The 26,012-nt window shown below is 63.7% G+C and carries 23 protein-coding genes; 12 read left to right on the top strand and 11 right to left on the bottom strand.

Going from position 1 to position 26,012, the window contains the following annotated elements:
* The first annotated feature begins 213 nt into the window (after window positions 1-213).
* From U0O11_RS13730 to U0O11_RS13675, 12 genes are all read left to right on the top strand, one after another.
* Window positions 214-1,767: an NAD-dependent succinate-semialdehyde dehydrogenase gene (locus U0O11_RS13730; RefSeq protein ID WP_225347169.1), complete on the top strand. Its 1,554-nt coding sequence runs from the start codon at window positions 214-216 to the stop codon at window positions 1,765-1,767.
* 96 nt (window positions 1,768-1,863) lie between these two features.
* Window positions 1,864-3,324, top strand: a complete 1,461-nt coding sequence (locus U0O11_RS13725) for an aminotransferase (RefSeq protein WP_225347168.1) — start codon at window positions 1,864-1,866, stop codon at window positions 3,322-3,324.
* A 3-nt stretch (window positions 3,325-3,327) separates the two neighbouring features.
* A complete protein-coding gene (locus U0O11_RS13720; RefSeq protein ID WP_225347167.1) occupies window positions 3,328-4,437 on the top strand; it encodes a pyridoxal-phosphate dependent enzyme in 1,110 nt (369 codons plus the stop codon).
* 58 nt (window positions 4,438-4,495) lie between these two features.
* Entirely contained in the window at window positions 4,496-5,524 is a 1,029-nt protein-coding gene (locus U0O11_RS13715; protein WP_225347166.1) for a cyclodeaminase, read from the top strand.
* Between the two features lie 134 nt (window positions 5,525-5,658).
* Window positions 5,659-6,519 carry an HAD family hydrolase gene (locus U0O11_RS13710; RefSeq protein ID WP_225347165.1) on the top strand — a complete coding sequence of 287 codons (861 nt, stop codon included), beginning with the start codon at window positions 5,659-5,661 and terminating at the stop codon, window positions 6,517-6,519.
* Between the two features lie 6 nt (window positions 6,520-6,525).
* The gene (locus tag U0O11_RS13705; protein ID WP_225347164.1) at window positions 6,526-7,575 is read left to right on the top strand and encodes a DMT family transporter; all 1,050 of its coding nucleotides are present in this window, start codon (window positions 6,526-6,528) and stop codon (window positions 7,573-7,575) included.
* Between the two features lie 264 nt (window positions 7,576-7,839).
* Entirely contained in the window at window positions 7,840-9,327 is a 1,488-nt protein-coding gene (locus U0O11_RS13700; protein ID WP_054555610.1) for a SulP family inorganic anion transporter, read from the top strand.
* A 176-nt stretch (window positions 9,328-9,503) separates the two neighbouring features.
* Window positions 9,504-10,394 carry a universal stress protein gene (locus U0O11_RS13695; RefSeq protein WP_248376876.1) on the top strand — a complete coding sequence of 297 codons (891 nt, stop codon included), beginning with the start codon at window positions 9,504-9,506 and terminating at the stop codon, window positions 10,392-10,394.
* 422 nt (window positions 10,395-10,816) lie between these two features.
* On the top strand, window positions 10,817-11,173 hold the full coding sequence (locus U0O11_RS13690) for a RidA family protein (protein WP_043331456.1): 357 nt from the start codon (window positions 10,817-10,819) through the stop codon (window positions 11,171-11,173).
* Window positions 11,174-11,472: 299 nt separating this feature from the next.
* The gene (locus tag U0O11_RS13685) at window positions 11,473-12,483 is read left to right on the top strand and encodes an IS30 family transposase (RefSeq protein ID WP_442872632.1); all 1,011 of its coding nucleotides are present in this window, start codon (window positions 11,473-11,475) and stop codon (window positions 12,481-12,483) included.
* 8 nt (window positions 12,484-12,491) lie between these two features.
* Complete coding sequence (locus U0O11_RS13680; protein WP_324690476.1) at window positions 12,492-13,757, top strand: biosynthetic peptidoglycan transglycosylase; 1,266 nt, start codon at window positions 12,492-12,494, stop codon at window positions 13,755-13,757.
* Between the two features lie 24 nt (window positions 13,758-13,781).
* Window positions 13,782-14,516: an NYN domain-containing protein gene (locus tag U0O11_RS13675; protein WP_131432607.1), complete on the top strand. Its 735-nt coding sequence runs from the start codon at window positions 13,782-13,784 to the stop codon at window positions 14,514-14,516.
* Between the two features lie 12 nt (window positions 14,517-14,528).
* On the opposite strand, the gene U0O11_RS13670 is transcribed toward U0O11_RS13675, so the two are convergent.
* The 11 genes from U0O11_RS13670 to U0O11_RS13620 all read right to left on the bottom strand — a co-directional run bounded on the left by U0O11_RS13670 (window position 14,529) and on the right by U0O11_RS13620 (window position 26,003).
* Window positions 14,529-15,398, bottom strand: a complete 870-nt coding sequence (locus U0O11_RS13670; protein WP_225347161.1) for a hypothetical protein — start codon at window positions 15,396-15,398, stop codon at window positions 14,529-14,531.
* 33 nt (window positions 15,399-15,431) lie between these two features.
* Entirely contained in the window at window positions 15,432-15,971 is a 540-nt protein-coding gene (locus U0O11_RS13665) for a heavy metal-binding domain-containing protein (protein WP_225347160.1), read from the bottom strand.
* Between the two features lie 214 nt (window positions 15,972-16,185).
* A complete protein-coding gene (locus tag U0O11_RS13660) occupies window positions 16,186-17,445 on the bottom strand; it encodes a beta-ketoacyl-ACP synthase (protein ID WP_225347159.1) in 1,260 nt (419 codons plus the stop codon).
* Entirely contained in the window at window positions 17,445-18,218 is a 774-nt protein-coding gene (gene fabG / locus U0O11_RS13655) for a 3-oxoacyl-ACP reductase FabG (RefSeq protein WP_324690475.1), read from the bottom strand. The genes U0O11_RS13660 and fabG overlap by 1 nt, the downstream gene beginning before the upstream one ends.
* Complete coding sequence (locus tag U0O11_RS13650; RefSeq protein WP_225347157.1) at window positions 18,218-18,826, bottom strand: hotdog family protein; 609 nt, start codon at window positions 18,824-18,826, stop codon at window positions 18,218-18,220. The genes fabG and U0O11_RS13650 overlap by 1 nt, the downstream gene beginning before the upstream one ends.
* Window positions 18,820-20,139, bottom strand: coding sequence for a beta-ketoacyl-ACP synthase (locus U0O11_RS13645; RefSeq protein WP_225347156.1), 1,320 nt, complete (start codon window positions 20,137-20,139; stop codon window positions 18,820-18,822). Before U0O11_RS13645 ends, U0O11_RS13650 begins: the two co-directional genes overlap by 7 nt.
* Complete coding sequence (locus U0O11_RS13640; RefSeq protein WP_225347155.1) at window positions 20,132-20,947, bottom strand: DUF3261 domain-containing protein; 816 nt, start codon at window positions 20,945-20,947, stop codon at window positions 20,132-20,134. The genes U0O11_RS13645 and U0O11_RS13640 overlap by 8 nt, the downstream gene beginning before the upstream one ends.
* Window positions 20,948-20,956: 9 nt before the next feature.
* On the bottom strand, window positions 20,957-22,348 hold the full coding sequence (locus tag U0O11_RS13635) for an NAD(P)/FAD-dependent oxidoreductase (protein WP_225347154.1): 1,392 nt from the start codon (window positions 22,346-22,348) through the stop codon (window positions 20,957-20,959).
* An 84-nt stretch (window positions 22,349-22,432) separates the two neighbouring features.
* Window positions 22,433-24,889: an MMPL family transporter gene (locus U0O11_RS13630; RefSeq protein WP_225347153.1), complete on the bottom strand. Its 2,457-nt coding sequence runs from the start codon at window positions 24,887-24,889 to the stop codon at window positions 22,433-22,435.
* Window positions 24,886-25,491, bottom strand: a complete 606-nt coding sequence (locus tag U0O11_RS13625; RefSeq protein ID WP_225347152.1) for a LolA-related protein — start codon at window positions 25,489-25,491, stop codon at window positions 24,886-24,888. Before U0O11_RS13625 ends, U0O11_RS13630 begins: the two co-directional genes overlap by 4 nt.
* On the bottom strand, window positions 25,491-26,003 hold the full coding sequence (locus tag U0O11_RS13620; RefSeq protein ID WP_225347151.1) for an acyl-CoA thioesterase: 513 nt from the start codon (window positions 26,001-26,003) through the stop codon (window positions 25,491-25,493). Before U0O11_RS13620 ends, U0O11_RS13625 begins: the two co-directional genes overlap by 1 nt.
* Between the last annotated feature and the right edge of the window lie 9 nt (window positions 26,004-26,012).

Here is a 26,012-nt window from a genome sequence, read left to right as displayed (position 1 = left end):
GTCTAGTCAGGAACTCGCCACACAGAAAGAATCCGCACTTTACCCGCCACAACAGAAAGAACGCCAAGTCGTTGGCGGGTATTCCGAAAGTCTCCACGTCCCATCTCCCCCACACTGAGGTCATCACATGACGCCCGCCGCGTTTCGGTGGGCGTTGTCTTTGGCGGTGTTCCGCCTTCTCAGATGACGGCCGTGCGGCCCGGGAGACAAGCGATGAGTGCTCAATCTCTTGCACGACAGTGGGCAACTTCCCAGGACGGAGCGACGTCCGAGCCCACCCAGTTCGCCAGCCAAGGCATTGCCCTGGAAGACCCGCGCCTGTTTCGCCAGCTCGCCTACGTGAATGGCTGCTGGGTGCATGGCGAAGGCGGGCGTGAGGAGGCGGTCTTCGACCCCGCCACCGGCGAGCGTCTCGGCCAGGTGCCGTGGCTCGAGGAGGCGCAGATCGACACCGCCATCGCCGCCGCCGATGCGGCCCAGAGTGAATGGCGCAAGCTGCGCGTCGACCAGCGCGGCGAGCTGCTGGATGCCTGGTACGACCTCATCCGCGCCCACAAGGAAGACCTGGCCATGCTGATGACGCGTGAGCAGGGCAAGTCGCTGGACGATGGGCGTGGCGAGGTGGAATACGGCGCCAGCTTCGTTCACTGGTTCGCCGAGGAGGGCAATCGTGCCTTCGGCGAGACCATTCCCAGCCATATCCCGAATGCCGCGCTGGGCACCGTGCGTGAGCCTATCGGTGTCGCGGCGCTGATCACGCCGTGGAACTTCCCGCTGGCGATGATCACTCGCAAGGCCGCGGCCGCGCTGGCGGCGGGCTGCACGGTGCTGGTCAAGCCGGCCGGCGAGACGCCGTTCTCGGCGCTGGCGCTGGCGGAGCTGGCCGAGCGTGCCGGCATTCCCGCAGGTGTCTTCAGCGTCATCACCGGCGAGGCCTCCGAGGTCTCCAGGCAGCTGTGTGACGACCCGCGCGTCGCTGGGCTGTCATTCACCGGCTCCACCCGGGTCGGGCGTCTGCTGCTGAAACAGTGCGCCGACAGCGTCAAGCGTGTCTCGCTGGAACTGGGCGGCAACGCCCCCTTCATCGTCGGGCCGGACATGGACCCCGAGGAGGCTGCGCGCGCCGCCGTCGATGCCAAGTTCCAGACCTCCGGTCAGGACTGCCTCGCGGCCGACCGTATCCTGGTCCACGACAGCCTCTACGAGGACTTCCTGAGCCACTTCGCACGCATCATGAAGCAGCTCAAGGTCGGCAATGGTCAGGTGAAGGGGATCGACCTTGGCCCGCTGATCCACCGCGACGCCGTCGCCAAGGCGCAGACCATCGTCGATGACGCCGTCGAGCGTGGCGCGCGGCTGATCCACGGCGACCAGAGCATGGCGCCGGGCCCCAACTTCTTCATGCCGGTACTGCTGGCCGACATCACGCCGGACATGCGCGTCTGGCGCGAGGAAACCTTCTCGCCGGTGGCCGGCATCACCGCCTGGCACGATGAGGAAGAGGTGATCGCGATGGCCAACGACACCGAATACGGCCTCGCCGCCTACGTCTATACCCACGATGTGCGCCGCATCTGGCAACTGATGCGTGGCCTGCGCTTCGGCATGGTCTCCGTCAATTCCGTCAAGATGACCGGCGCGCCGATTCCCTTCGGCGGCGTCAAGCAATCTGGCCTGGGTCGCGAAGGTGGCCGTCAGGGGCTCGAGGAATATCTCGATATCAAGTACTACTGTCTGGGTGGACTGGAAAGCGCCTCCGGAAGTTGAGACGGACATCCTTCACTGTCACATGTCGATCATGGCGACCGGTGGCCATTGAGCACCACCGGTCGATCGCCCCTAGTTGAGCATTCGGAGAGTCACATGAGCACCGATAACACCCTGAGTCAGGCCGCCAGCTTCGACGACGCGACCTCGACCGATGAGCTGATTCGCCGTGATCGCAAGGTCACCTTCCATGCCTCGACCCACCTGCGCGATTACGCCCAGGGCGATGCACCGGGCCGCGTGATCACCGGTGGCGAAGGCATCCGCATCCGCGAGCGTGACGGGCGTGAGCTGATCGATGGCTTCGCCGGCCTCTACTGCGTCAACATCGGTTACGGGCGCACGGAAGTCGCTGATGCCATCCACGAGCAGGCCCTCAAGCTCAGCTACTACCACACCTATGTCGGCCACTCGAATGAGCCGCAGATCGCGCTGTCCGAGAAGATTCTCGAGCTGGCCGGCCCCGACATGTCCAAGGTCTATTACGGCATGTCCGGCAGTGATGCCAACGAGACCCAGCTCAAGCTGGTGCGCTATTACCACAACGTGATCGGCAAGCCGGAGAAGAAGAAGGTCATCTCGCGCTGGCGCGGCTATCACGGCTCCGGCATCGCCTCAGGCTCGCTGACCGGACTGGCGGCCTTCCATGATCACTTCGATCTGCCGATTCCGGGCATCCTGCACACCGAGGCGCCGGACTATTATCGTCGTCCCGCCGAGTGCGCCGAGATGAGCGAGCGCGAATTCTCCACCTGGTGCGCCGAGAAGCTCGAGGCGATGATCCAGGCCGAAGGGCCGGAGACCGTCGGCGCCTTCATCGGCGAACCGGTGCTGGGCACCGGTGGCATCGTGCCGCCGCCGGAGGGCTACTGGGAGGCCATCCAGACCGTGCTCAAGCGCCACGACATCCTGTTGATCTGCGATGAGGTGGTGTGCGGCTTCGGGCGCATCGGCAGCCAGTTCGGCTACCAGCACTTCGGCATCAAGCCGGACCTGGTCACCATCGCCAAGGGCCTGACCAGCGCCTATCAGCCGCTGTCCGGGGTCATCGTCGGTGACCGCGTGTGGAAGGTGCTGGAGCAGGGCACCGGCGAATTCGGCCCCATCGGCCATGGCTGGACCTACTCCGGCCATGCGCTGGGCGCCGCCGCCGGTGTCGCCAACCTGGAGATCATCCGTCGCGAGGGCCTGGTCGACAACGCCCGCGATACCGGCGCCTATCTGCAGAACGCCATGCAGGAGGCTTTCGCCGATCACCCCATCGTCGGCAATGTGCGTGGCATCGGCCTGCTGGCGGCGCTGGAGTTCTCGCCGCAGCCGTCACAGCGCAAGGCGTTCGACTCAGCGCTCAAGGTCGGCCCGCGCATCTCCGCGGCAGCCCTCGAGGAAGGCCTGGTCGCTCGCGCCATGCCGCAGGGCGACATCCTCGGCTTCGCGCCGCCGCTGGTGGTCACGCCTGAGGAAATCGATGACATCGTCGCCCGCGCGCGTCGCGCCGTGGACAAGGTGCATCAGGAGCTTGTCGACAATGGCGATCTCACGTCTGGTGATCAGTAGGCCATGGCATTGACCTTACCCCCGCTCAAGAGCACACGGGAAACGCCGCTGGCGCTGGCCGATATCCATGCCGCGCGCCAGCGGCTGTTTCATTCATCGACGGCCACGGGTGTCGAACGCACAGCGCTGGTGCCTTCACCGGCGCTGTCGCGCCGCTTCGATGCCGAGATTCTGCTCAAGCTGGAGACCCGCCAGCCCACTGGCGCCTTCAAGCTGCGCGGGGCCAGCAATCTGCTGGCCGCCGTGGCGGAGCAGGCCGCCGGGGAGGCCTACGAGCGCCTCCAGCGCGGCGTGACCACCGCCTCCACCGGCAATCATGGTCGCGCGTTGGCCTACGCCGCGATGCGCCGTGGCCTCAGGGCGGTCATCTGTCTCTCCGAGCAGGTGCCCGCCAACAAGGTGCGTGCCATCGAGGCGCTGGGTGAGTTGGGCGGTGCCACTGGTGGCAGTGTCGAGGTGCGCCGGGTCGGGCGCAGTCAGGACGAGGCCTTCCACGAGGTCAATCGGCTGGTCGAGGAGGAGGGGATGCTGGCGGTGCCGCCCTTCGATGACCCGCTGATCGCGGCCGGTCAGGGCACCATCGGGCTTGAGTTGATGGAAGATTGCCCGCAGCTCGATCAGGTACTGATCGGACTGTCCGGCGGCGGCCTGCTCGGCGGTATCGGGGCGGCGCTCAAGGCGATTCGCCCCGAGACCCGCGTGCATGGCATCAGCCTCACCGAAGGCGCCGCGATGTGGCATAGCCTGCAGGCGGGCACACCGGTGGAGGTGCAAGAGGTCGCCAGCCTCGCGGATTCGCTGGGCGGCGGCATCGGGCTTGGCAATCACACCACGCTGCCGCTGGTGCGCCGCGTGATGGATGAACACCATCAGGTCAGCGAGCGCGCCATCGCCCGCGCCATGCTGATGCTGCTGGAAGAGGAGAAGCTGCTGGTCGAGGGCGCCGCCGTGGTCGGGCTTGCCGCGCTTGAGGCCTCGCGACTGGGCGAGACCGACCCGGCGCTGGCCGAGTCGATCCGCGGCCAGCGTGTCGCGCTGATCATCAGCGGCAATGGCGTCAGTCTGGAGACCTTCGATCAGGCCAGAGCGCTGCTGGCGGACGCTCAGCAGTGATTTTTTCGCCCATGGCTCACAGCGTGAGACAGATGATGGCACATCAGGAGGAGGGCGCATGACGGAACCGACTCAAGAAAGCATGCAGACGTATTCCCGTGAACAGATCGAGCAGGTCGTGGGGCTGGACGCCACGGCACTGGGCACCATTCGCGATGCCTTCATCGCGCTGGGCCAAGGCAAGGTGGTGCAGCCGCCGATCCTGTCGATGGCCATCGAGGAGGCCAACGGCGAGGTGGACGTCAAGACCGCCCACATTCAGGGGCTCAAGCACTTCGCGATCAAGATCAGCCCCGGCTTCTTCAACAATCCCGCCCGCGGCTTGCCAAGCCTCAATGGCCTGATGGTGGTGTTCTCCGCCGAGACGGGGCTGGCCAAGGCCCTGCTGGATGACGGTGGCTATCTCACCGCCATTCGCACCGCGCTGGCCGGTGCCGTGGCGGCAGAGGCCCTGTCACGCCCCGACAGCAAGCGCGTCGCACTGATCGGCGCCGGTGAGCAGGCGAGCCTGCAGCTGGAAGCGCTGCGACTGGTGCGCGATATCGAGAGTGTCGATGTCTGGGCACGCGACAAGGAGCGCGGCGAGCGCTTCGCGCGCGACACCGAGCAGCGCCTGGGACTCACCGTGCGCAGCCATGACAGCCTGCATGCGGTGTGTCAGAACGCCGATATCATCATCACCGCCACGCCGTCTCACACGCCGCTGCTGGAATACTCGATGCTGCCGGAAGGCGTGCATGTCACCGCGATGGGCTCCGACAGCCCCGAGAAGCGCGAGCTGGAAGCCGACGTGCTGACCGATTGCGACTACTTCGTGTGTGACAGCCGCGCCCAGTCGGAAATCAATGGGGAGCTCAAGGGGCTGGATGAAGACCAGGCCAAGGCATGCGAGGTGTACGAGCTGGGCAAGCTGCTGGCCGATGGGCGTCGTCTGCGTGACGGTGACCAGAACAGCGGTGACCAGAACAGCGGTGAACAGGCTGAAACCGCCACTGATACCCTCATCACGGTGGCAGACCTTACCGGCACCGGCGTGCAGGACACCGCGATTGCCAGTCTGGCGCTCGCTCGACTCGCCCAGCGCTAGCGCCGCGCGCAGCGACTGCGGGTCATGAAGGCGCGACGGACTTGCCCAGCGCGGCGCCGCATGCGAGGGTCACGCAGTAACGGCAGGAAGCCGTTGACTCCCTCGTCCACTCGGAGCCTGTCGTGACTCGAACCATGCCCTCACCCTCTGCTGCGCCGCGCGCCCTCAATGCTGCCCCCGGGGTAGAGGTCCGCCGCTCACCGCTGGCGGATCTCTGTGCCGACTGCGATGCCGTGACGCTGCTGCCACCGCTATCGCCGCCGGGTGAGGGGTATCTGCGCCATTTCTGCCAGCTGGATTCCCCGCTGGCGGTGTTCGATCTCGACGATACCCTGCTCGATGGCGACTGCACCGGCATGTGGATGCGCTGGATGGCCGCCTGTGGCTGGATCGAGGATGTCGATGCCTTCATGGCCATCGGCGAGCGCCACCAGAGCGAGTATCACGCCGGCACCCTAGATATCCACGAGCATACCGGCCATCTGCTCAGCCCGCTCATCGGACGGCATCGCGATGAGGTGCGTCGTGAAGTCGATGATTTCGTGGAAGAAATGGTAATGCCGCGTCTGCTGGAAGGCGGCATCGCACGGCTGGCCGAACACGGCGAGGCGGGCCATCGCACCCTGATCATCTCCGCCTCCATGCATCATCTGGTCGGCCCCATCGCCAGTCGTCTGACCGCCGATGGCGCGCTGGCCACCCATCCTGCCTTCGATGAAGAGGGCCGCTTCACCGGCGAGACCACCGGCATCGTCACCTTCCGCGAAGGCAAGCTGGCGGCGCTGGATGCCTGGCTGGAAGACGCCAGCCAGCTCAAGCGTGCGCCGCAGGCACTGTGGGGCTACTCCGATTCCCACAACGACCTGCCGCTGCTCGAGCGGGTCGATCATCCCCACGCCACCCAGCCGGATGCGCCGCTGCGCCAGTTCGCCGAAGCGCGTGGCTGGCCGGTGGTCGACTGGCGCCAGTCGCACCTGTCCATCGAATCGGACTGAGCGTGCATGCAGCCGTCGACTGACTCCCATCTTTCCCGCGATCACGGCCCGGATGCCAGAGCCCTGCAGGCGCGCGGCGTCGCGCTGACGGCGCTGGGCGTGTTGCTGATCTCGCCGGATGCGCTGTTGCTGCGCCTCGCCGATGTCGCCGATGGCCCGCTGGTGTTCTGGCGCGGCCTGCTGACGGCCATCGGCTTTGCGCTGATTCTGCTGCTCACCCAGCGCGGCGGGCCAGGCCAGCGCTTCGCCAGTGCGCTGGCGCGCATGCGTGGCTGCGGGCGTACGGGGCTGTGGGTCGCGCTGCTGTTCACCGGCTCCACGCTGGGCTTCGTGCTCGCCAATCAATACACCCGCGCCGGCAATGTGCTGATCATCCTCGCTGCCAGTCCGCTGTTCGCGGCGCTGATGTCGCGGCTATGGCTGGGCGAGCGTCAGCCGCGCCATGTATGGGGCGCGATTCTGGTCTCGCTGGCGGGCATCACGCTGCTGGTGATGGACGAGGCGGGCAACGGCTCACTGACCGGCAATCTGCTCGCGCTGGGCTGCAGCCTGTCACTGGCGGGCAACTTCACGCTGTGCCGTACGCGCCCGGGCCTCGACATGAGCCCGATGCTGACACTGTCGGGACTGCTGACCGCGCTGTGCGGCCTGCTGGCCTGCACGTGGTTGGCGGTCTCTGGTGCTGGGGAGGGTGCAGCAGAGGGCCTCGAGAGCGTGCTCACCCAGCTATGGCCCTCGCACAGCGATGATTTCGCCCGGCGCGCCGGCTGGCTGGTGCTGCTGTGTCTGGTGCTATCGCCGCTGGGCTTCACGCTGATCCAGCGTGGTCCGCTGTATCTGCCGTCCGCCGAGGTGGCGCTGCTGATGCTGCTGGAAAGCGTGTTCGGCATCCTGTGGGTGTGGTGGGTGCTGGACGAGTCGCTGACCGTGCGCGGCTGGGTGGGCGGCGCCATGGTGCTGGGCGCGATGCTGATCAAGAGCCTGATCGACCGCCGCCTGCGTCACCTGCAGGCCACGCGCACGCCTTCTGCGGATGCGTCTGCGGGCGGCAACTGATACAATCCCGCCCATCCCCGAGTTTATTCACTGTCAAATGACAGCCCTCTGGACGCCTCACGGCGACCGGAGCGAATAGCTCATGGCGCGAAGAAAGCCACAGGGCGATCGGAAACGACGGCGACTTCACGACGCGAGCCAGGCGCGAGCGGCACTGCCCCTGACGGCAGTGATGAAGATTGCAACAACCGGACGCCAGACTGACTCGACAGCGCCAGGATCCAGCACGCACACCACCTTCCCCAACCTGTTGCGGACGACTCGATGACAAGCAGCCTCAAACAGCAGTGGCTCTCCAACCTCCGGCCCGACATCCTGTCCGGCCTGGTGGTGGCGTTGGCCCTGATCCCCGAAGCCATCGCCTTTTCCATCATTGCCGGTGTCGACCCCAAGGTCGGCCTGTATGCCTCCTTCTCCATCGCCGTGGTGACCGCCATCGCCGGTGGCCGTCCGGGCATGATCTCCGCCGCCACCGGTGCCATGGCACTGCTGATGGTCGACCTGGTCAAGGACCACGGCCTGGAATACCTGCTGGCCGCCACCGTGCTGACCGGCGTGATCCAGATCATCTTCGGCTACTTCAAGCTCGGCTCGCTGATGCGCTTCGTGTCGCGCTCGGTGGTCACCGGCTTCGTGAATGCGCTGGCGATCCTGATCTTCATGGCCCAGCTGCCGGAGCTGACCAACGTCACCTGGCACGTCTACGCCATGACGGCGGCCGGTCTCGGCATCATCTACCTGCTGCCGCTGGTGCCGAAGGTCGGCAAGCTGCTGCCGTCGCCGCTGGTCTGCATCATCGTGCTCACCATCTTCGCGATGGTCGTCGGTCTGGATATCCGCACCGTCGGCGACATGGGCGAGCTGCCGGACAGCCTGCCGGTGTTCCTGATTCCGGACATCCCCTTCAATCTGGAAACCCTGTGGATCATCCTGCCGTACTCGCTGCCGCTGGCGGTCGTGGGCCTGCTGGAATCCCTGATGACGGCCACCCTGGTCGATGATCTGACCGATACGCCGTCCGACAAGAACCGTGAGTGCAAGGGCCAGGGCGCGGCCAACGTCGTCACCGGCTTCCTTGGCGGCATGGCGGGTTGCGCGATGATCGGCCAGACGATGATCAACGTGAAGTCCGGCGGTCGTACGCGTCTCTCCACCATGGTGGCGGGTGTCGTGCTGCTGATCCTGGTCGTGTTCCTCGGCCCGTGGGTCTCGCAGATTCCGATGGCCGCACTGGTCGCGGTGATGATCATGGTCTCCATCGGCACCTTCTCCTGGCAGTCGATCCGTGACCTCAAGACCCACCCGATGTCCACCAACATCGTCATGCTGGGCACCGTGGCCGTCGTGGTCGCGACCCACAACCTGGCGATCGGCGTACTGGTCGGCGTGCTGCTCTCGGCGCTGTTCTTCGCCAACAAGATCGGTCAGGTGCTGCATATCGGCAGCGACATGAATGCCGATGGTCGTACCCGCGAATACCGCGTGGTCGGTCAGGTGTTCTTCGCCTCCAGCGAGCAGTTCCAGGCCGGTTTTGACCTCAAGGAGACCGTCGAGCGTGTCGTCATCGACGTCAGCCGTGCACACTTCTGGGACATCACCGCCATCGGCGCGCTGGACACCGTGGTGGTCAAGTTCCGCCGCGAGGGTACCGAGGTCGAGGTGCGTGGCCTCAACGAAGCCAGCGCCACGCTGGTGGATCGCTTCGCGGTGCATGACAAGCCGGATGCGGTCGAGAAACTGATGGGGCATTGATCCCGTTGGCGCCACCCGCCTGATCGAGGGCGGCGCCAGCAGCGTGATTGATGCGTAAAGACGGCGGGCAGTCCTTCACGGGCTGCCCGCCGTTTGCGTTGGTAGGGTCGGAAAGTGGTAATCTCGAAACAGGCGCCTGAAGCGCCACCTTGATCGTCAGCATAAGGAAGCACGCCATGAGCCAATCCTCTGCCAGTGCCCTGACAGGCCATGACAAGGTCACCGCCTGCATTGACGGCTCCGCCTTTGCCGTCTCCGTGTGTGATGCCGCCGTATGGGCAAGCCAACGTCTCTCGGCGCCGCTGAGCTTCCTGCATGTGATCGACCGCCAGGAAGGGGCGGGCGAGACCAACAGTGATCTCTCCGGCAGTATCGGGCTCGGTGCGCGCGAGCATCTGCTGGAAGAGCTCGCCACCCTGGATGAGCAACGCGGGCGTATCGCCCAGGAGCAGGGCCGCCTGATGCTGGAGGCCGCCTACGAGCGCGCCGTGCAGGCGGGTATCGCGGAGCCGCGTCCACGCCAGCGCAATGGAGAGCTGGTCGAGACCCTCGCGGAGCTGGAAGACGAGATTCGCCTGCTGGTGATCGGCAAGCGCGGCGAAGGGGCGGAGCAGGCCAGCGAGCACCTGGGCAGCAATCTGGAGCGCGTGATTCGCAGTCTGCATCGTCCGGTGCTGGTGGTGCCGGGCGAGTTCAATCAGCCGACGCGGGTGCTGATCGCCTTCGATTGCAGCACCACCATCAAGCGCGCCGTCGAGGTATTGGCGGCAAGCCCGCTGCTGCAAGGCGCGGAGCTGCATCTGGTGATGGTCGGCGCGGAGTCGGTGGAACATCAGGCTCCGCTGGACGCCGCGCGCGACACCCTCACCGCGGCAGGTTTCAGCGTGCAGGCCAGCTTCAGAGCAGGAGAGGTGGAAGCCTGCCTGCGCGAATATGCCAAGGAACACGCCATCGACATGCTGGTGATGGGCGCCTATGGCCACTCGCGCATCCGTCAGCTGCTGGTCGGCAGCACCACCACCGAGATGATTCGCAACGCCACGGTGCCGCTGCTGATCCTGCGCTGAGCCATCCCTGAGGCGCTCAGGCGGCTCTATGAGCATTGGCTGATGAGCGAGCCGTTCCATCATTGCCGTGACGCCGCGCTTCCGTAATCTCTCGGGCGCGGCGTCTTGCTGTCTGGCGGGTGTCTTCGTATACCGGCAGTCTTGAGTTCACGCACGTTTTCCTGCATCACCGGCAGCACGCGTGAAACAACAGCTGTCACCACAAGAGCCACCACAAGAGCCATCACAAGAGCCCCCATAACTGAAACCACAGGTTCTTCTGATGCAGGGTAATATTCTCCGCAGGTCGCGTTGCGCCGCTCGCGCGAATCTGGAACGCTGAAGGACTGACCTCACCCTGCTTCGCTAGCGGTCTTTTCTGTATCAGCACCGCTGGGGGCATTTTTTCACTACCCAAGAAGAACAGCACAAGGACACTCTCGATGAACATCCAACGCCATGACACCAAGCCGCGCATGAGCCGCGCCGTGATCCACAACAACACCATCTACCTGTGTGGCCAGGTCGCCGGTCCGGACCATCGCTTCGGGAATATCACGGACCAGGCCAACAGCATGCTCGCGCGTGTCGATGCGCTGCTGGAAGAAGTCGGCACCGACCGCGAGCACCTGCTCTCCGCCACCGTCTATCTCAAGACAATGGACGACTTCAAGACCTTCAACGACATCTGGGACACCTGGGTGCCACAAGGTCACGCCCCCGCCCGCGCCTGTGTACAAGCCGCCATGGCCAGCCCGGAACTGCTGTGTGAAATTACCGTGGTCGCCGCTGTTAAGTAACTCGCAGTATGGTTTTCCTAACCCCGGCAGAGATTTCTCTGGCGGGGTTTTTTATTATTAGTCGTTTAGGGTATAAGTGTTAAGAAATGTTTTCTTTGCATGATGGGCTTATAGGTGGTTTTGGATGAATAGTGGCGATAACCCAGGTTGGAAGCAGCACTACCCAACGTTTAAGTTTGATAATAATGAAATGATTCTTGAAGAGTATAGGTCAGCGTCAAAAACGTTAGAAACGGAAGAGAAGGTCGGCGGTCTCAATGACCAAGTGCAACACGTGACCCATCAGGTACGGTGTTGCCATGAACCACTGCTATCGCCATCTTTCTGCTGAAGACCGAGCCGCCATCATGATGATGAGAGCGACTCACTCGATCCGAGCTATCGCCCATCATCTGGGCCGTGCACCGAGTACCGTGTCGCGAGAAATTGCTCGCCACTCCATCAATGGCTACGATGCCAGCCTCGCAGGCTACCGGGCCCGCCTGACACGCCATCGGCCCCGTCGGCGTCCCAAGCTGCACCCCGACAGGGAGTTGTTTGAAGTCGTGGTCCATCTGCTGCGCAAGTACTGGTCACCGCAACAGATAGCCTGCACACTGAAGCGCATGTCTCCCAACGATTCACGTCGACAGGTCTCGCATGAGGCCATCTACAACGCGCTCTATGTGATGCCCCGCGGCAGCCTCAAAAAGGAACTTATCGCCTGCCTGCGACAAGGCAACGGCAAACGCCGGCCACGAAGTCGTGGCACGGATCGGCGCAACCAGATTCCCGGTCTGGTTAGCATCCACGCGCGACCGCCTGAGGTCGAAGATCGTTTGATGCCTGGCCACTGGGAAGGCGATCTCATCATCGGTGCCAACAATCGCTCTGCCGTCGGTACGCTGGTGGAACGCACCACGCGATTGGTGATTCTGGCGAAAGTGGATGGCACCACCGCCACCGCAGCGGCCGTTGGCTTCAGCGACAAGCTAAACGAGGTGCCGCGATCTCTGCGCTTGTCCATGACCTACGATCAAGGCAGAGAGATGGTGAAACATGCCGAGATCACCCAGAAGACCGGCACGGCGATCTACTTCGCTGACCCGCATAGCCCTTGGCAGCGAGGTTCGAACGAGAACACCAACGGGCTGTTGCGGCAGTATTTGCCAAAGGGCACGGATCTCTCCGTCTACAGCCAAGAAGAGCTCGACGAGATCGCCGACTCACTGAACACACGGCCTCGCCAGACACTGGACTGGCGAACTCCACTGGAAGTCTACGCCGAGGTGCTCAAGAAATCCGTCGGCGGTCCGAGCACCCTTCAATAGCGTTGCGCTTGGAACTTGAGACCGCCATCTTCTTGAGCGCGGCTAATATCGCGATTGTAATAGGTGCAGCATTCGGTTCACTGACTTTAGGTAAATTGGAAAGCATTACAGGTAATAAAGATTTTTTGATGCCAGTTGAGTCTATGCTTTTTGCTTTTCTCATTATCACTATTCTATTTACTGTTCTATTTTTGTTTCATTTTGCTGCAAGACAAAAATCAATAGTATATGCGGCTAGAAAAGTAGTTGTTTTGAGAACTGTGCTCGGTGTTAAATATGGTGAGTTTCAGCTCGTTCTTCCTAATTGGCGGATTGAAGGAGCTAATGAACCATTTGCCATACGTATGTTTCCAGGCTGGAAAACTTACGTAGCATATCCATGCTATGCCATATCAGGAATCTCGGCTTTTGTAATATATTTTATTTTGACTATTTTGTTAGATGTAGGCGGGTTGTCAATAGCTTCTACTTTGAATGCTGATCTGGTTGTCTCTGTTCCAGCATCATTCCTTGCTTTTGTTGCCTTTTGTTTCCTATATAGGCACGCTTTGCTAGATAAGCACGAGAGTATGCTTCTTGTTTTTACTCAGTATGTGTCTAAGCTACTCTCGTTAAAAGTCGAGGAGCGAATAGAGCATATTGTTTATCATGCAAAATTATCTGTATACGAAGCTCAGAGATTAAATATTGACTTAAAGGCCCTCAAGCAAATTGCAGTGCGAATAGAGGATAAAGAGTTTTACCGTCACAGCGGTGTGAGTTGGAAGGGGCTTGCAAGAGTTATATTGTCCTCGTTGAAATTGCACCCAAGGTCAGGTGGCTCGACTATTACACAGCAGTTAGTTCGTACATTGTTTATAAAAGATTTTAGTAAAACAAAAAGAAGAAAGATTGTAGAGATACTTTTAGCCAAGTGGTTTACTAAAGTTATAGATAAAGACGAGCAGCTAGATATGTACTTGTCTTCCGTAAGGTATGAGTTCAGGGTTATGGGGGTAATTCAAGCATCTAAATATTTCTTTGGGGGTATCGAGCGTAGCTTCTCTATTGCGCAGTCATTCTTCTTGATAGAGCGTTTATCAAATGTCAGGTCAAAAATATATGGCAAGAGGATTAGACAGATATTACAAGCTTTACTCGATGATGATAAAATTTCCATGGATGATGTCGTGAAAATTATTGAAATATATGATGAAATGGTTGCAAAGGGACTGGTTGAAAATAATACTACTGAAGGTGTTGAGTACTTAAGAAATAATTTTTGTAACCACTAAAACTTCTAACAAGGGGATGAGCTGATGGCTGGAGAGCAACGGATTGCGCTTTTGATAGATTGTGACAATGTTAGTCATAATTCAATTGAAGGGGTTCTAGAAGAGCTTGCAAAATATGGTGTGGTTAATGTCAGACATGCCCATGGTGATTGGAACAGCCCTTTGCTATCAGGATGGATTGAAAAGCTTCATCCAAATGCTATAAGGCCTATGCAGCAGTTTGCCTTTACGAAAGGTAAAAATGCTACTGACTCTGCAATGATTATAGATGCTATGGATCTCCTCTATAGTGGTAATATTGATCTTTTTGCGCTCATGACTAGTGATAGCGATTTTACACCATTAGTCTTGAGGCTGCTTGAAGGAGGATTCCCTGTCTATGGTTTTGGAGAGCAAAAGACTCCGAGACCTTTTGTAGATGCTTGTTCGACATTTATATATACTGAAAAATTGTATTATGAAGAGCCAGTTACGGATATACCAGATGATAGTAGCCAAGTTCCAAGATGTAGGAATGAGCTTAGAAGTGATACAGCATTAGTCAATTTGCTAAGAAACGCTGCAGAGCAATCTTCAGAAGACGATGGGTGGTCTTTATTAGGCCGAGTGGGACATTATATGTCTAATAAAAGTTCTTTTTCATCTATTAATTATGGGTATAAAAAGCTTGGGGATTTAGTTAGAGCATCAGAACTGTTTTCCATAGAAATGCGTGGCAATGGAACTGCCATGTATATCAGAGATGCTAGGAAATCCTGAGCTTAAGACGCATTATCTTATTAACTTGAACGCCGCCTCATACCTCACCCATTCTCGATAAAACCCGTCCAGTCGTTCTGTCTCGCTGAGGTGTGATGCCTCGGCGAGGTGTTCGCGTGCGTCCTGGGGCAGCATGGCGATGCGGGCGTCGAGGTCGTGGGCGTGGCGGGGGTTGCGGTATTCGAGGTCCAGCCCGAGCGGGGCGGTGGCGAGGCCGACGAGTACATGGCCGTGGCGGTGGGCGATGGAGACGTAGAAGCCTGCCGGTAGCGCAGGGTGATGGGGTGCCTGGCCACGCGGCGACCAGTCGGTCAGTGGCAGCACAATGCCTTGGGCCGCGGCGAGTTCACCTAGCAGGAGGCGAGCGAGGTGTGACTCGGCTTCACGTTGCTGGCGACGGCGGGCCTTGGCAGATGACACGGGGGTGTCCGCGTTATCCACATCCGGCTGGCGAGCGCGCAGCGAGCGACGGCGTGAAGCATCCGCCGAGGAGTTGATAGAGGGAGCAGCCGAATCAGCACAGGATGCTGGCAGCACACACGCCTCGGCCAGCCACAGGCGGGCTGGCCGAGGGGATGATGCAGAGCAGTGATTCGCCAAGGCGCGGGCAGCGCCGCCAGTCGCAGACGCCAAGGAAGCGGCGAGGGCGTGGGGATCATGCGAGATCAGCGGCTCAATGCTTGGCCGCCCGACGCTCAGCGGCTCAATGCATGGCGAATCACTGCTCAGCGAACCACTGCTCAGTGAACCAGTGCTCAGCGAAGCGGAGCCATCCGCTGCAGCATGCCCCAGCACCACGCAGCGGTAGGCGGGGTGGTCGGTCGGGCGCGCCGCAGGCTCGATTGCCGAGTTATCCTCAACCGGCTTACTTGTCTCGCTCACACCCTCGCCTTGCCTGGCCGTCATGATGGCGAATCAGTTCTTCGGATGCAGGATCACCAGATCCCCACGCAACGCGACGCCCGCGACGATATTACCCGCATGGCACTCGTACTTCTCGCTGCTGGAGTAGGGCACCTTGTCATAGTCGCTGCGAATGTTGATGACCGCATTGGCCCCATATTCGCGCGCCTTTTCCTGCAGCTCACGCAGCGCCGACAGGAACACCCAGCGACAGGCTTCCGCATCGCTCTTGTTGGTGGCGTTGGTCTTCGGGTTCACCCGCGCCCAGCCGCGCTTCTCGATCCGCTCGTAGGGCTGCTTGTCACCGAAGAAGAAAGCCACGTCCTTGCCCAGTCGCTGACTGGCCGCGGTGCTGGCCATCACCGGCATGATCGGCAGGAAGTGCTGCGTGTCCCGCGCCACCGCCGGGGCGGAGGCCACAAGCCCCGCAGAGCCGAGCAGCAGTGCAGACACCAGTGTCAGCACACGCGAGGCGCGACCCGAGCGAGTGCGCGTGGCAGGTGCCGTGGAACGTTTCGAGGATGCGAGCGACTGAGCAGAACGTGACGCCATCTGAGACCTCTCCTAACAGGGTGATTGACTGGCGCGACGCCAGTGAATAGCGCCGTCAGCCAGCCAGGGGCGTGAGCCAATCACACCATAGACCATGCAGCGGGCGCGTATCTTGCGCCAGATCCGACCCGCTGCAAAGTCGTACGTTGGCGACACCCTGCAAAGGCGTCAGCGCGAAGCGTAATGACTGGCGCCAGATCAGATTGCCAGTGACTCACTCGCCCTGCCAGCGACGCAGAATCAGCGAGGTATTGATGCCACCGAAGGCGAAGTTGTTGCTCATCACGGTGTCCGTCTCGATCTCGCGGCCTGCGCCGGTGAGGTAGTCGAGCTGCGCACAGCGCGGGTCGAGACTGGTGAGATTGGCGGTGCCGTGGAACCAGCCATCACGCATCATCTCGATGGCGATCCAGGCCTCCAGCGCGCCACAGGCGCCCAGCGTATGGCCGGTGTAACTCTTGAAGGCGCTGATCGGCGTGGAATCGCCAAACACCGCATGGGTGGCATGGCTCTCGGCGATATCGCCGCGCTCGGTGGCGGTGCCATGGGCGCTGACATAGCCGATCTCTGAGGCCTCGACACCGGCATCCTCCAGCGCCATGCGCATCGCGGCCTCCATCATGTTGGCGTCCGGCTGGGTGACGTGACGGCCATCGGAGTTGGTGCCGAAGCCGAGAATCTCGGCGTGGATGGTCGCGCCGCGCGCCAGGGCGTGCTCCAGCTCTTCCAGAATCAGCGTGCCGGCGCCTTCACCGATCACCAGGCCATCACGTTCGGCATCGAAGGGCCGCGGTGACAGGTCCGGGCGCTCATTGCAGGTGCTGGTGGCGAACAGGGTATCGAACACGGCGGCGTCGGCGGCGGACAGCTCCTCGCAGCCACCGGCGACCATCGCGGTCTGGCGGCCGAAGCGGATCGCCTCATAGGCGTAACCGATGCCCTGGCTGCCGGAGGTGCAGGCGCTGGAGGTGGTGTGAATCCGCCCCTTGATACCGAGAAACACGCCGATATTGACCGGCGCGGTGTGCGCCATCATGCGGATATAGGAATTGGCGCTGAGCCCGTCGGTGGAGTGGTTGAGCAGCATGTTGCCGAAGTCGGCCACCGCATCCGGCTCACCGGCCGAGGCGCCGTAGGCGATGCCCATCTGGCCGCTCTCCTTGAGCGGGCTGTCACTCAGGCCGGCCGCTTCCAGCGCCAGTTCGCTGGAGCGGGTCGCCAGCTGCGCCACACGGCCCATGCTGCGCAGCGCGCGACGGTTGTAGTGACTGGGCAGTTCGAAATCGTTGACCGGCGCGCCGAGGCGGGTGTTGAGGCCGTCGTACTTGTCCCAGTCCTCGATATAGCGGATGCCGGTGCGCCCGGCGGCCAGGTTGGCGCGCAGGGTCGGCCAGTCATTGCCGATGGGCGAGAAGCCATGCATGCCGGTGACCACGACACGTCTGCCGCGCAGTGCCTGAGAGGAAGTCGTCATCAGAACATCCCCCCGTTCACCGCGATGGTCTGGCGGGTGATGTAGCCGGCGTCCTTCGAGCACAGGAAGGCCACGGTGGCGGCGACTTCCTCGGCTTCCCCTGCGCGGCGCATGGGAATCATCTTCAGCGCCTCTTCCATCTCGACGCCTTCGGTCATCTCGGTGGCGATGACGCCCGGTGCGACGGCATTGACGGTGATGCGGCGCTTGGCCAGCTCCACCGCAAGTGCCTTGACCGCGCCGATCAGCCCCGCCTTGGCGGCGGAATAGTTGACCTGACCCCGATTGCCCATCATGCCCGACACCGAGGATATCACGATGATGCGCCCCGGCTTGCGGCGGCGTACCAGCGGCATGGAAAGCGGCTTGATGACGTTGTAGAAGCCATCGAGGTTGGTGCGGATCACGCTGTCCCAGTCTTCATCGGTGAGCGCCGGGAAGGCGTTGTCGGCATGGATACCGGCATTGCAGACCACCCCGTAGCAGCAGCCGTGGGCCTCGATATCGGCTTCCAGCGCGCTGCGTGCGGCGTCACGGTCGGCGACATCGAAGCTGAGGATGCGCGATTCGCCGCCCAGGGCGCTGATCTCACGCGCGACCTCCTCGGCGGCGTCACGGCGCGAGCGACAATGCAGCACCAGGTTGTAGCCTTCGCGGGCCAGACGCAGCGCGATGGCGCGGCCGATACCACGGCTGGAGCCGGTGACCAGAATCCACTCGCGTGCTTCAGGGGCAGCGGTGGCAGTTTCAGTAGCGAGGGGTATGACAGACATCAGACATTACCTTGCGATGAGGCACCGGCAGCATCCTGCTGTCCGGGTGAGGATTCTTGTGCGGTCTCTTGCGTAGACGCCGCGGAGGGCAGCGGCTCGGGCGCCGGCTCGAAGACATTGACGCCGGCACGCGCGACAGTGGCGCCGTGCTCGTCGCTGATGGTGGCCTCGAAGGCGCCCAGCCCGTTGTCGGCGCGATAGTCGAGCTGAACATGAATCAGCCAGCGACAGTCGCAGGAAAAGGCGGCGACTTCGCTCTCATAGCGGCGACTCCCGAGCAGAAAGCCGACTCGCGGCGGCTGGCCGCTGCGCGCAGCCTGCAGGCCCGACCAGGCGGCGATGGCCTGCGCCATCCACTCAAGCCCGACCCAGGCGGGAATCACGGCCTGGCCGTCGTCGTCCGGCTCGGCGAACAGATTGTCTGGCGTCGGGGTGATGTCGGCGCTCAGCGAATGCTCGTCACAGCGCAGCACGCTATCCAGCAGGCACATGCCGGCATCATGGGGCACATAGGGGCCGATGGCGCAGGGCATGGCGGGATAGCGCGCCTCACGGGGCTGCACCTCAGCGCCAGCAAGGGAAACTGAGTCGGTGCTCGGGGTCAGCATGCAGAGGACTCCGGGTCGGTGGTGTGGCGCTCCAGCACCAGCGAGATATTGTTGCCGCCGAAGGCGAAGGCATTGCTCATCACCCGCAGCGGCGGGGTCTCGGGGCGGTCACGATAGACGATGTTGAGCGCAGGCAGCGTCGGGTCCAGCGCCTCACGCGGCGTGGCATGCGGCGGCAGGCGGCCATGTTCCAGCGCCAGCCAGCAGAAGGCGGCTTCCAGCGCCCCGCAGGCGCCCAGCGTATGGCCGGTAAGGGCCTTGGTCGAGCTGACGGCGGGCAGACGGGCGTGATCGATATCAGAACCGGTGTCAGAGTCGGCATCTGCACCGAACAGGCGGCTGATGGCGAGGCTTTCCATCGCGTCATTCAGCGGCGTGGCGGTGCCGTGCAGGTTGATGTAGTCGATCTCACCGGGGGCGCGGCCGGCACTGGCGAGCGCGCCGCGCATGGCGGCCTCGGCGCCGCTGCCATCGGGGCAGGGCGCGGAAATATGGTGGGCATCGCTGGATTCGCCGACGCCGGTCAGCTGTACGCCGCCGCGCTCCGGCGTGACCACGAACAGTACTGCGGCCTCGCCCAGATTGATGCCATCGCGCTCGGCTCCCAGCGGCTGGCTCTGCTTGCGGCTGACGGCCTCCAGACTCATGAAGCCCTTCACCGTCATGTGGCACAGGCTGTCGGCACCGCCGGCGATCACCGCATCGCACTGGCCGGAGGCCAGCAGACGACGTGCACTGGCCAAGGCCTTGGCGCTGGAGGTGCAGGCGGTGGACAGGGTGTAGATCGGCCCACGCGCGCCGCTCAGCCAGGCGACACACTCGGCGGGTGCGCCCAGTTCCTGACGACGATATTCAAAGCTTTGCGGCCAGCTGTCGGCGCTCGGCGTGCCCTGGGCGACGGCGGCGCGCTGGGCGTCCATCGCGGCTTCCGTCTCGCCGATGCCGGAGGTGCTGGTACCGAGCACCACGCCAATGCGCTCCGGCGCGATGCCCTGACGCTTGAGGGCTTCAAGTTCCGGTGCCAACTGCTCAAGCGCGGTGGCCAGCAGGCGGTTGTTGCGTGAGCGCAGCGGGGCCGGCCAGTCGCTGTCATCCACCAGCCGCGCGGTGACGCGCCCCAGCGACAGCGGCGTGCCGGGGCTGAAGTCATCACTGACACGCAGGCCACGGCTGGCGCTGAACAGCGCACTGCTGATCAGGCCGTGGTCTGCGCCCAGCGGGCAGACGATGCCGGGGCGAGACAGGCGGCAGGCGTTGCCAGTGTCGCGGCCCTTGGGGGTAGCGGTGGCCACGGTTGCAACAGATTCAGTCATGCGCGGGAGCTTCCGGTGAGTCGTCAGGGGCGTTCTGTGTGCTGGGCGCTGCCAGCGGTTCCAGCGTCAGCTGCATGTCGGCCGCCGGGTCGCGCAGGGTCACGCTGCCACTGGCATCGCGGGTCAGCTCGGCGATGGTCACACCATCTTGCGTGATGATGCGCTGCGCGGGCTGGCGACTTTGTTGCCAGTCGCCGCGTTGTACCAGCTGCCAGCCTGTGTTCGCAAAGGCGTCATCGATCGCGGCCTGCGGCCAGTGCACCCAGGCGATACGTCGCGCCAGCCAGTCGGCGCTGAAGGGCAGCTTCTCGAGTACCTCGGGGCGTGCCTTCTCGAAACGGCTGCCGTCGGCATCATGCACCAGCGTCAGCAGGCGTTGGCCCTGCACGCTGAGCATGACCAGCCGCATGGCCTCGGGCGATTGACGCAGTACGCCGATGAGAGGCGGCAGATTCTGCTCCTGCGCACCCTCGCCAGCCTCGGCATCCACAGCGACAGTCCGTTTTGCGTTGTCATCACTCTCTATACGCGCCACACGCAGAATCAGACGTTGGGTACTGGTCTGCTCGAGACTCGCCAGCGCCGGCATCGGGCTGGCAGCCTCCAGCGGCTGTGGGGCGAGCAGGCTGCAGCCGCTCAACAGCAGCGTGGCGGCCACGGCAAGGCTGGCCAGCCCGAGGCGGCTGCGCAGCCCTGCTGAACGCAGCCCGACTGTGTGCAGCCCAGTAGAGCGCAGCCCTGCTGAGCGCAGCCCGACTGTGTGCAGCCCAGTAGAAACAGCGTGAGAGGCGAAAGACATGTTTTTCATGACGCTACTTTACCTGTTCTCGCCGACGCTTGCTGCGCGGCCGAAGGCGCTGAGGTCAGCGAGCGAATCGCTTTCCGGCACCGCGTCTGGCGCGAGTGTCTGCTCGGGCGCGGTCAGTCTGGCAAGGGCCGTCAGGCGGCGGCGACTGGCACTGACGAAGGGGTTGGTCGTGTCCCAGGCGTAACCGGCGAGCACCGCGCTGATCATCTGGCGAATCCGCGCATGCGGCTCGGGATGATAGATGATGTCGGTCAGACGGCTGTCGTACCAGGCGGTGACGAATTCGCGGAAGACCTCGATGCCACGGCGCAGCGGCTGCTCATATTCGCTGGCCCAGTCGGGGCGCTGCTCATCGCGGGTCGCGGTAAGCTCACGCCCGACCAGCGGCGCGGCACGCAGCGCCGATTCCAGCGCGATGGTCACGCCGGAGGAGAACACCGGGTCCAGAAATTCTCCGGCATTGCCGAGCAGCGCATAGCCCGGGCCATGCAGGCGACTGACATCGGCGCTGTAACCGCCCAGCGACTGCACGGCGTTGGCCGGTCGAGCATCACGCAGCAGCTCCGCCAGGCGCGGTTCTTCCATCACCCACTGCCACAGGCGTGTCTGCGCATCGTCCTCGGCGGCAGGCTCGATCAGCTCGCGCGGGCCGACCACGCCCAGCGAGGCGCGGCCATTGGCGAAGGGAATCAGCCAGTACCAGACATCGGGATGCGTAGGATGCGAGGCGATCAGGATATTGTCGCGGCGATAGCCCTCGGCGGGCGGCGCGAGGTCGGCGATGCCATCGTGGACATGGCCGAACAGCGCCATGCGCGGCTCCAGGCGCGGGTCACGCTCAAGCGATTCGAGGCGCGCCAGCACGCGGCCATAGCCGCTGGCATCCAGCACGAAGGCGGCCTCAAGCTCGCGGCCATCCGCCAGCGTGAGGCGTGGCCCCTGCGCATGGCCGGTGGCGTCGCTCTGCGCGGCGCGAGCCGGAGTGAAGCCCGTGACCGTGACACCGAATTCGACCTCGGCGCCCGCCGCCCGCGCGCCCTCGATCAAGCGCTGATCAAAGTCGGCGCGCTCTACCTGCCAGGTGGTGCCGGGGCCGTCGCTGAACTTGTCGCGGAAGTCGATCACGCGATGCTCGCCGCGGCGGGTGAAGGCCGCACCGGTCTTGCGCTGATAGCCACCGGCGGCGGCGGCCTCCATCAAGCCGCAGGCCTCCAGATGCTGCATGCAACGTGGCAGCAGGCTCTCGCCGATGGAGAAGCGAGGGAAGTGGCTGCGCTCCAGTACGCGCACCGCATGGCCCGCGCGTGCCAGCCACGCCGCCGCCGCCGCGCCGGCGGGTCCGGCGCCGATGATGATGACTTCCTTGCGTGGTGGGTTGTTGCTGCGATCTGCCGATTCCATGGCATCGTCCCCTGTCGTTGTCGTTATGTGTACATGCTGCGCTGCGTTCCCTGCGGCTTGCTTGTCTTTCGCTTCAGACCCGCCTCAACTGCGCGCGAAGGGCACCAGACACCAGGTGGCGCTCAGCCCCAGCAGGCAGGCCAGCCCCAGTGCCGCCAGCGCCGGTGTCTGACTGAAGCTCAACAACCCAAAGGCTAGCAGGCTGGAGGCGCACGACAGCGAAATCGCCAGCAGGCTGGCCTGCGATGCACGGCTGGTGCTGGTCTGTGCTGCATCTGACGCTGGAGCTGATAAAGAGCGGCGCGCAGGATGCTCGGCACAGAAGATGCCAGCACTGCTTTTTTCTGCGCTGCGCGCGGGATGCTCGGCACAGAAGATGCCTGCATCGAGGCCAATCCCCAGTACCAGCAACAGGCCCAGCAGGTGGAAGAGGTTGAGGCCGACGCCTGCCAGCGTCAGGGCCGCCAGCGTCAGCACCAGTCCGCCCAGCGGCGGCAGCAGGGCTCGCCAGGTGCTGCGGCGATAGCGCAGCGCCAGCAGCAGGCTGATCAAGACCACCGCGCCGCCGACCAGCCAGGCCATCTCGCTGCTAATCCTGCCCAGCGTCGTCGAGAGCCTGGCGACCTGATCGACATACTCGAGTCTGTCGTCATCCGCGGCGAGGCGCGCAAGCGCTGCGCTGCCCTCAGCCGTGACATCGCCGAAGCGCACGATGCCGATGGCGGCGCGGCGCGAATCGAGCCACAGTCGCTGGCCCATCTCACCGGCGGGCAGCGCGACCCAGTCCGCCGGGCGCAGCGGGTGGGCGTCTGCGATGGCCTGCTCGGCACGCGTGACTAGCTCGGGTGACAGGCCTGCGGTGCTCAGCACCTGGGGCAGCAGGGTGCGGGTGCGCTCACGCATGGCGCCGAGATTGGCCTGCTGCTGTTCAAGCGTCGGCAGTTGCTGAGCGAGGCTCGCCCAGTGGCCCAGCTGCTGGCGTGCATTCAGCTGCTGGAAGGTGTCTTCCAGCGCATGCAGGCGCGTGAGCAGGGCGGCGTCAGTCTCGGCCTGCACGATCAGGTAGCGCAGGCCATCCGGTTCGGCAAGCAGGCGCTGGACCTCGCGTTGCTCGTTGATCAGAGACGCAGGCGAGGGGTTGAGCTGCGTGAGGCGGTCATCGCTGCGCAGTCCGTAGAGGCTGGCAAGCGCAGCCATCAGCAGCAGACCCAGTGCCTGCCAGCTGCGCTTGCCGGGAATGGCGCGCGCCAGACATCCTGCGGCGCGGGCGGCGGGGGAGTCCTCGCGGGTGGCCTGTGCCGGCAGTGGCAGTTGCGGTAGCCACAGGCGCACGCTCAGCCAGGCACCGATCAAGCCGAGCGCCGCGAACATGCCCATCTGGCGCAGGCCGGGCATCGGCGTCAGGGTGATGGCCAGATAGGCGGCGAGGCTGGAGCACAGTCCCAGCGTCAGGCCCGGCCACAGCGCGGCGAGCCCGCCACGGCCATGCGTCGCCAGACGGCGCATGCACTCCAGATGCAGCACATAATCGATGGAGATGCCGATCAGGCTGGCGCCGAAGGCCAGCGTCAGCACATGCAGGCTGCCGAAGGCCCACCAGGTCAGCGGCAGCGCGAACAGCACACCCGTGGCCACCGGCACCAGCAGCAATGGCAGCCGACGCGGGGTGCGGAACACCGCCCATAGCAACAGCAGCACGCCGATCAGCGAGCCGAGCCCGATGGTCGACATCTCCTGCTTGGCCTGTTGCGCGCCGTTGCTGGCATGGAAGACCAGTCCGGAGCGCAGCAGCTGGACGTCGGGATAGTCGGCCTTCACGCCATTCACGGCCTGCTCCAGCGCCTGCTGGTCACTCATCGCGTAGGCGCTGCCCGTCAGGGTGGCGCTGATCAGCCGATAGCCGCTACCGCCTTCTTCGCTGTTCTGCTCATCACTGTCCTGTTCGTTACTGGCTGAGCCAGCGGAAGCCGGCGCGCGCAGCAAGAGCTGGCCGCCGGACAGCGACAGGTTGGCGGGCGTCAGCCAGCTCTGCCAGGCGCCGGCGAGACCGAAGGGATCGCGGATCAGGTCGCGCTGGCCGCCGGGCTGGAACAGTTGCCTGAGGGCGCGTGCCTGCCAGTCATCGTCACTCAGGCCTGCAAGCGACGGGGCGATCAGGGCCGGCTGGACCTCTGCCGGCAGGCGCAGGCTTTCGAGGCTCTTGCCGTCATCCAGCGTCGCGATGGGCGCGAGCGCCTGACGCAGCGCCTGGGCGGCGGCGTCACGCTGCTTGCGTGCGGCGGCGCTGGCATCGCGACTGCCGACCAGAATCACCAGCCGGTTGGCGGTGTCATCCAGCGATTCGGCGCGCGCTGCCAGCGGGCTGCGCTCCTGCTCTGGCAGCATGGCGGTGATGCGGGTGTCGATCGCCCCACGCCAGGGGCTCTGCGGGACGATCTTCGCGGCCAGCAGCAGCGCGCACAGCAGCAGGGCGGCGGCCCACAGCCAGCGCCAGATGGCGCGATCCAGCCCCTGGCGCGGCTCATGGCTGGGCGATGTCATCGCTCGCAGTGACCGCCGGCGGTGAGCGCCAGCTCAAGGCGGTCACCGTCGCCGCTGTCGAGATTCACGTGTTCCAGCCAGCTGCCACCGTCGATCTCGAGGCGCTCGATGGCCTCGGCCAGCCGGGCATCGTTGGGCGTCAGGCTGGCCTGCCAATCATCCGGCGTACCCGTCAACGTCAGGGAGAAGTGCTCCTCCAGCGCCTGCCAGTCGCCGTGGAAGAAGCTGATCAGCAGCTCCGCCATCGCCTGCTGGTCGGCCGGCAGCGGCTCGCCATTCGGGCCTTGGCCGGCATCGGGGCGCATCTCGAGACGGTCTTCAATCGGCGAAGTGGTTTCCCACACCAGGCCTTCGGGTGCGTTCGGGTCGCCGATCAGACGGAAGTGACCCCGGCTCTCGAGCTCTGCACCGACATCCTCGAGCCAGCGCGTCTGCTGGAAGTCACCGCAGACCGGGGCGGTGCGCGCCAGCTGTTGCGTCAGGGCGCGGGCGTCGAATTCGGCGGTGCTGGTCTTTGAGGCACTGTTCTCGGATGCGCTGGCCCAGGGGGCACCGGCAGTCAGCAGCAGGGCAGTGGCGGCAATGGCAAGGCGCGAAGTCATCACGGTGTTCCTTGTGTCGGGTTCGGGGTGGCAGGCGCATCCTCGTCGCTGGAGCGTGACTGGCTGACTTGCGACTGACTGGCCTGCCAGGCGGCCAGCCGCTCGCTGAGCGCGGCGGGCGAGGCCAGCAGCATCTCGCCATCTTCCAACCCGACGGCGACCTGCACGCTGTAGCCGCGGGTCAGGCGCTTGCCGCTCTCGACATCGCGGATCACGTAGTCGAGCTTGAGGCGGTTCTCCCACTCACGCAGCCGCGCGGTGACGGCGATGCGCTGACCGAAGCGCGCCGGGCCGGCATAGCGCAGGCGCAGGTCGATCACCGGCCAGGCGTAGCCGGAATCGCGCATCTGCGGGTAGTTGTAGTCGAGCATGTCGAGCAGCTTGCAGCGGGCGATCTCGAGATAGCGCACGTAATGGCCGTGCCAGGCGACTTCCATCATGTCGACGTCGTGGAAGGGCACTTCCATCTCTACCGTGGCGGTCGGCATCGGTGTTTCGGCTGGCTGATTCATGGCTTGTCT

It is taken from the genome of Cobetia sp. D5 (assembly GCF_035666195.1).
GTDB lineage: Bacteria > Pseudomonadota > Gammaproteobacteria > Pseudomonadales > Halomonadaceae > Cobetia > Cobetia amphilecti.
The sequence above is the reverse complement of the archived record's forward strand: the minus strand, read 5'-3'. Positions and strand labels throughout refer to the sequence as shown.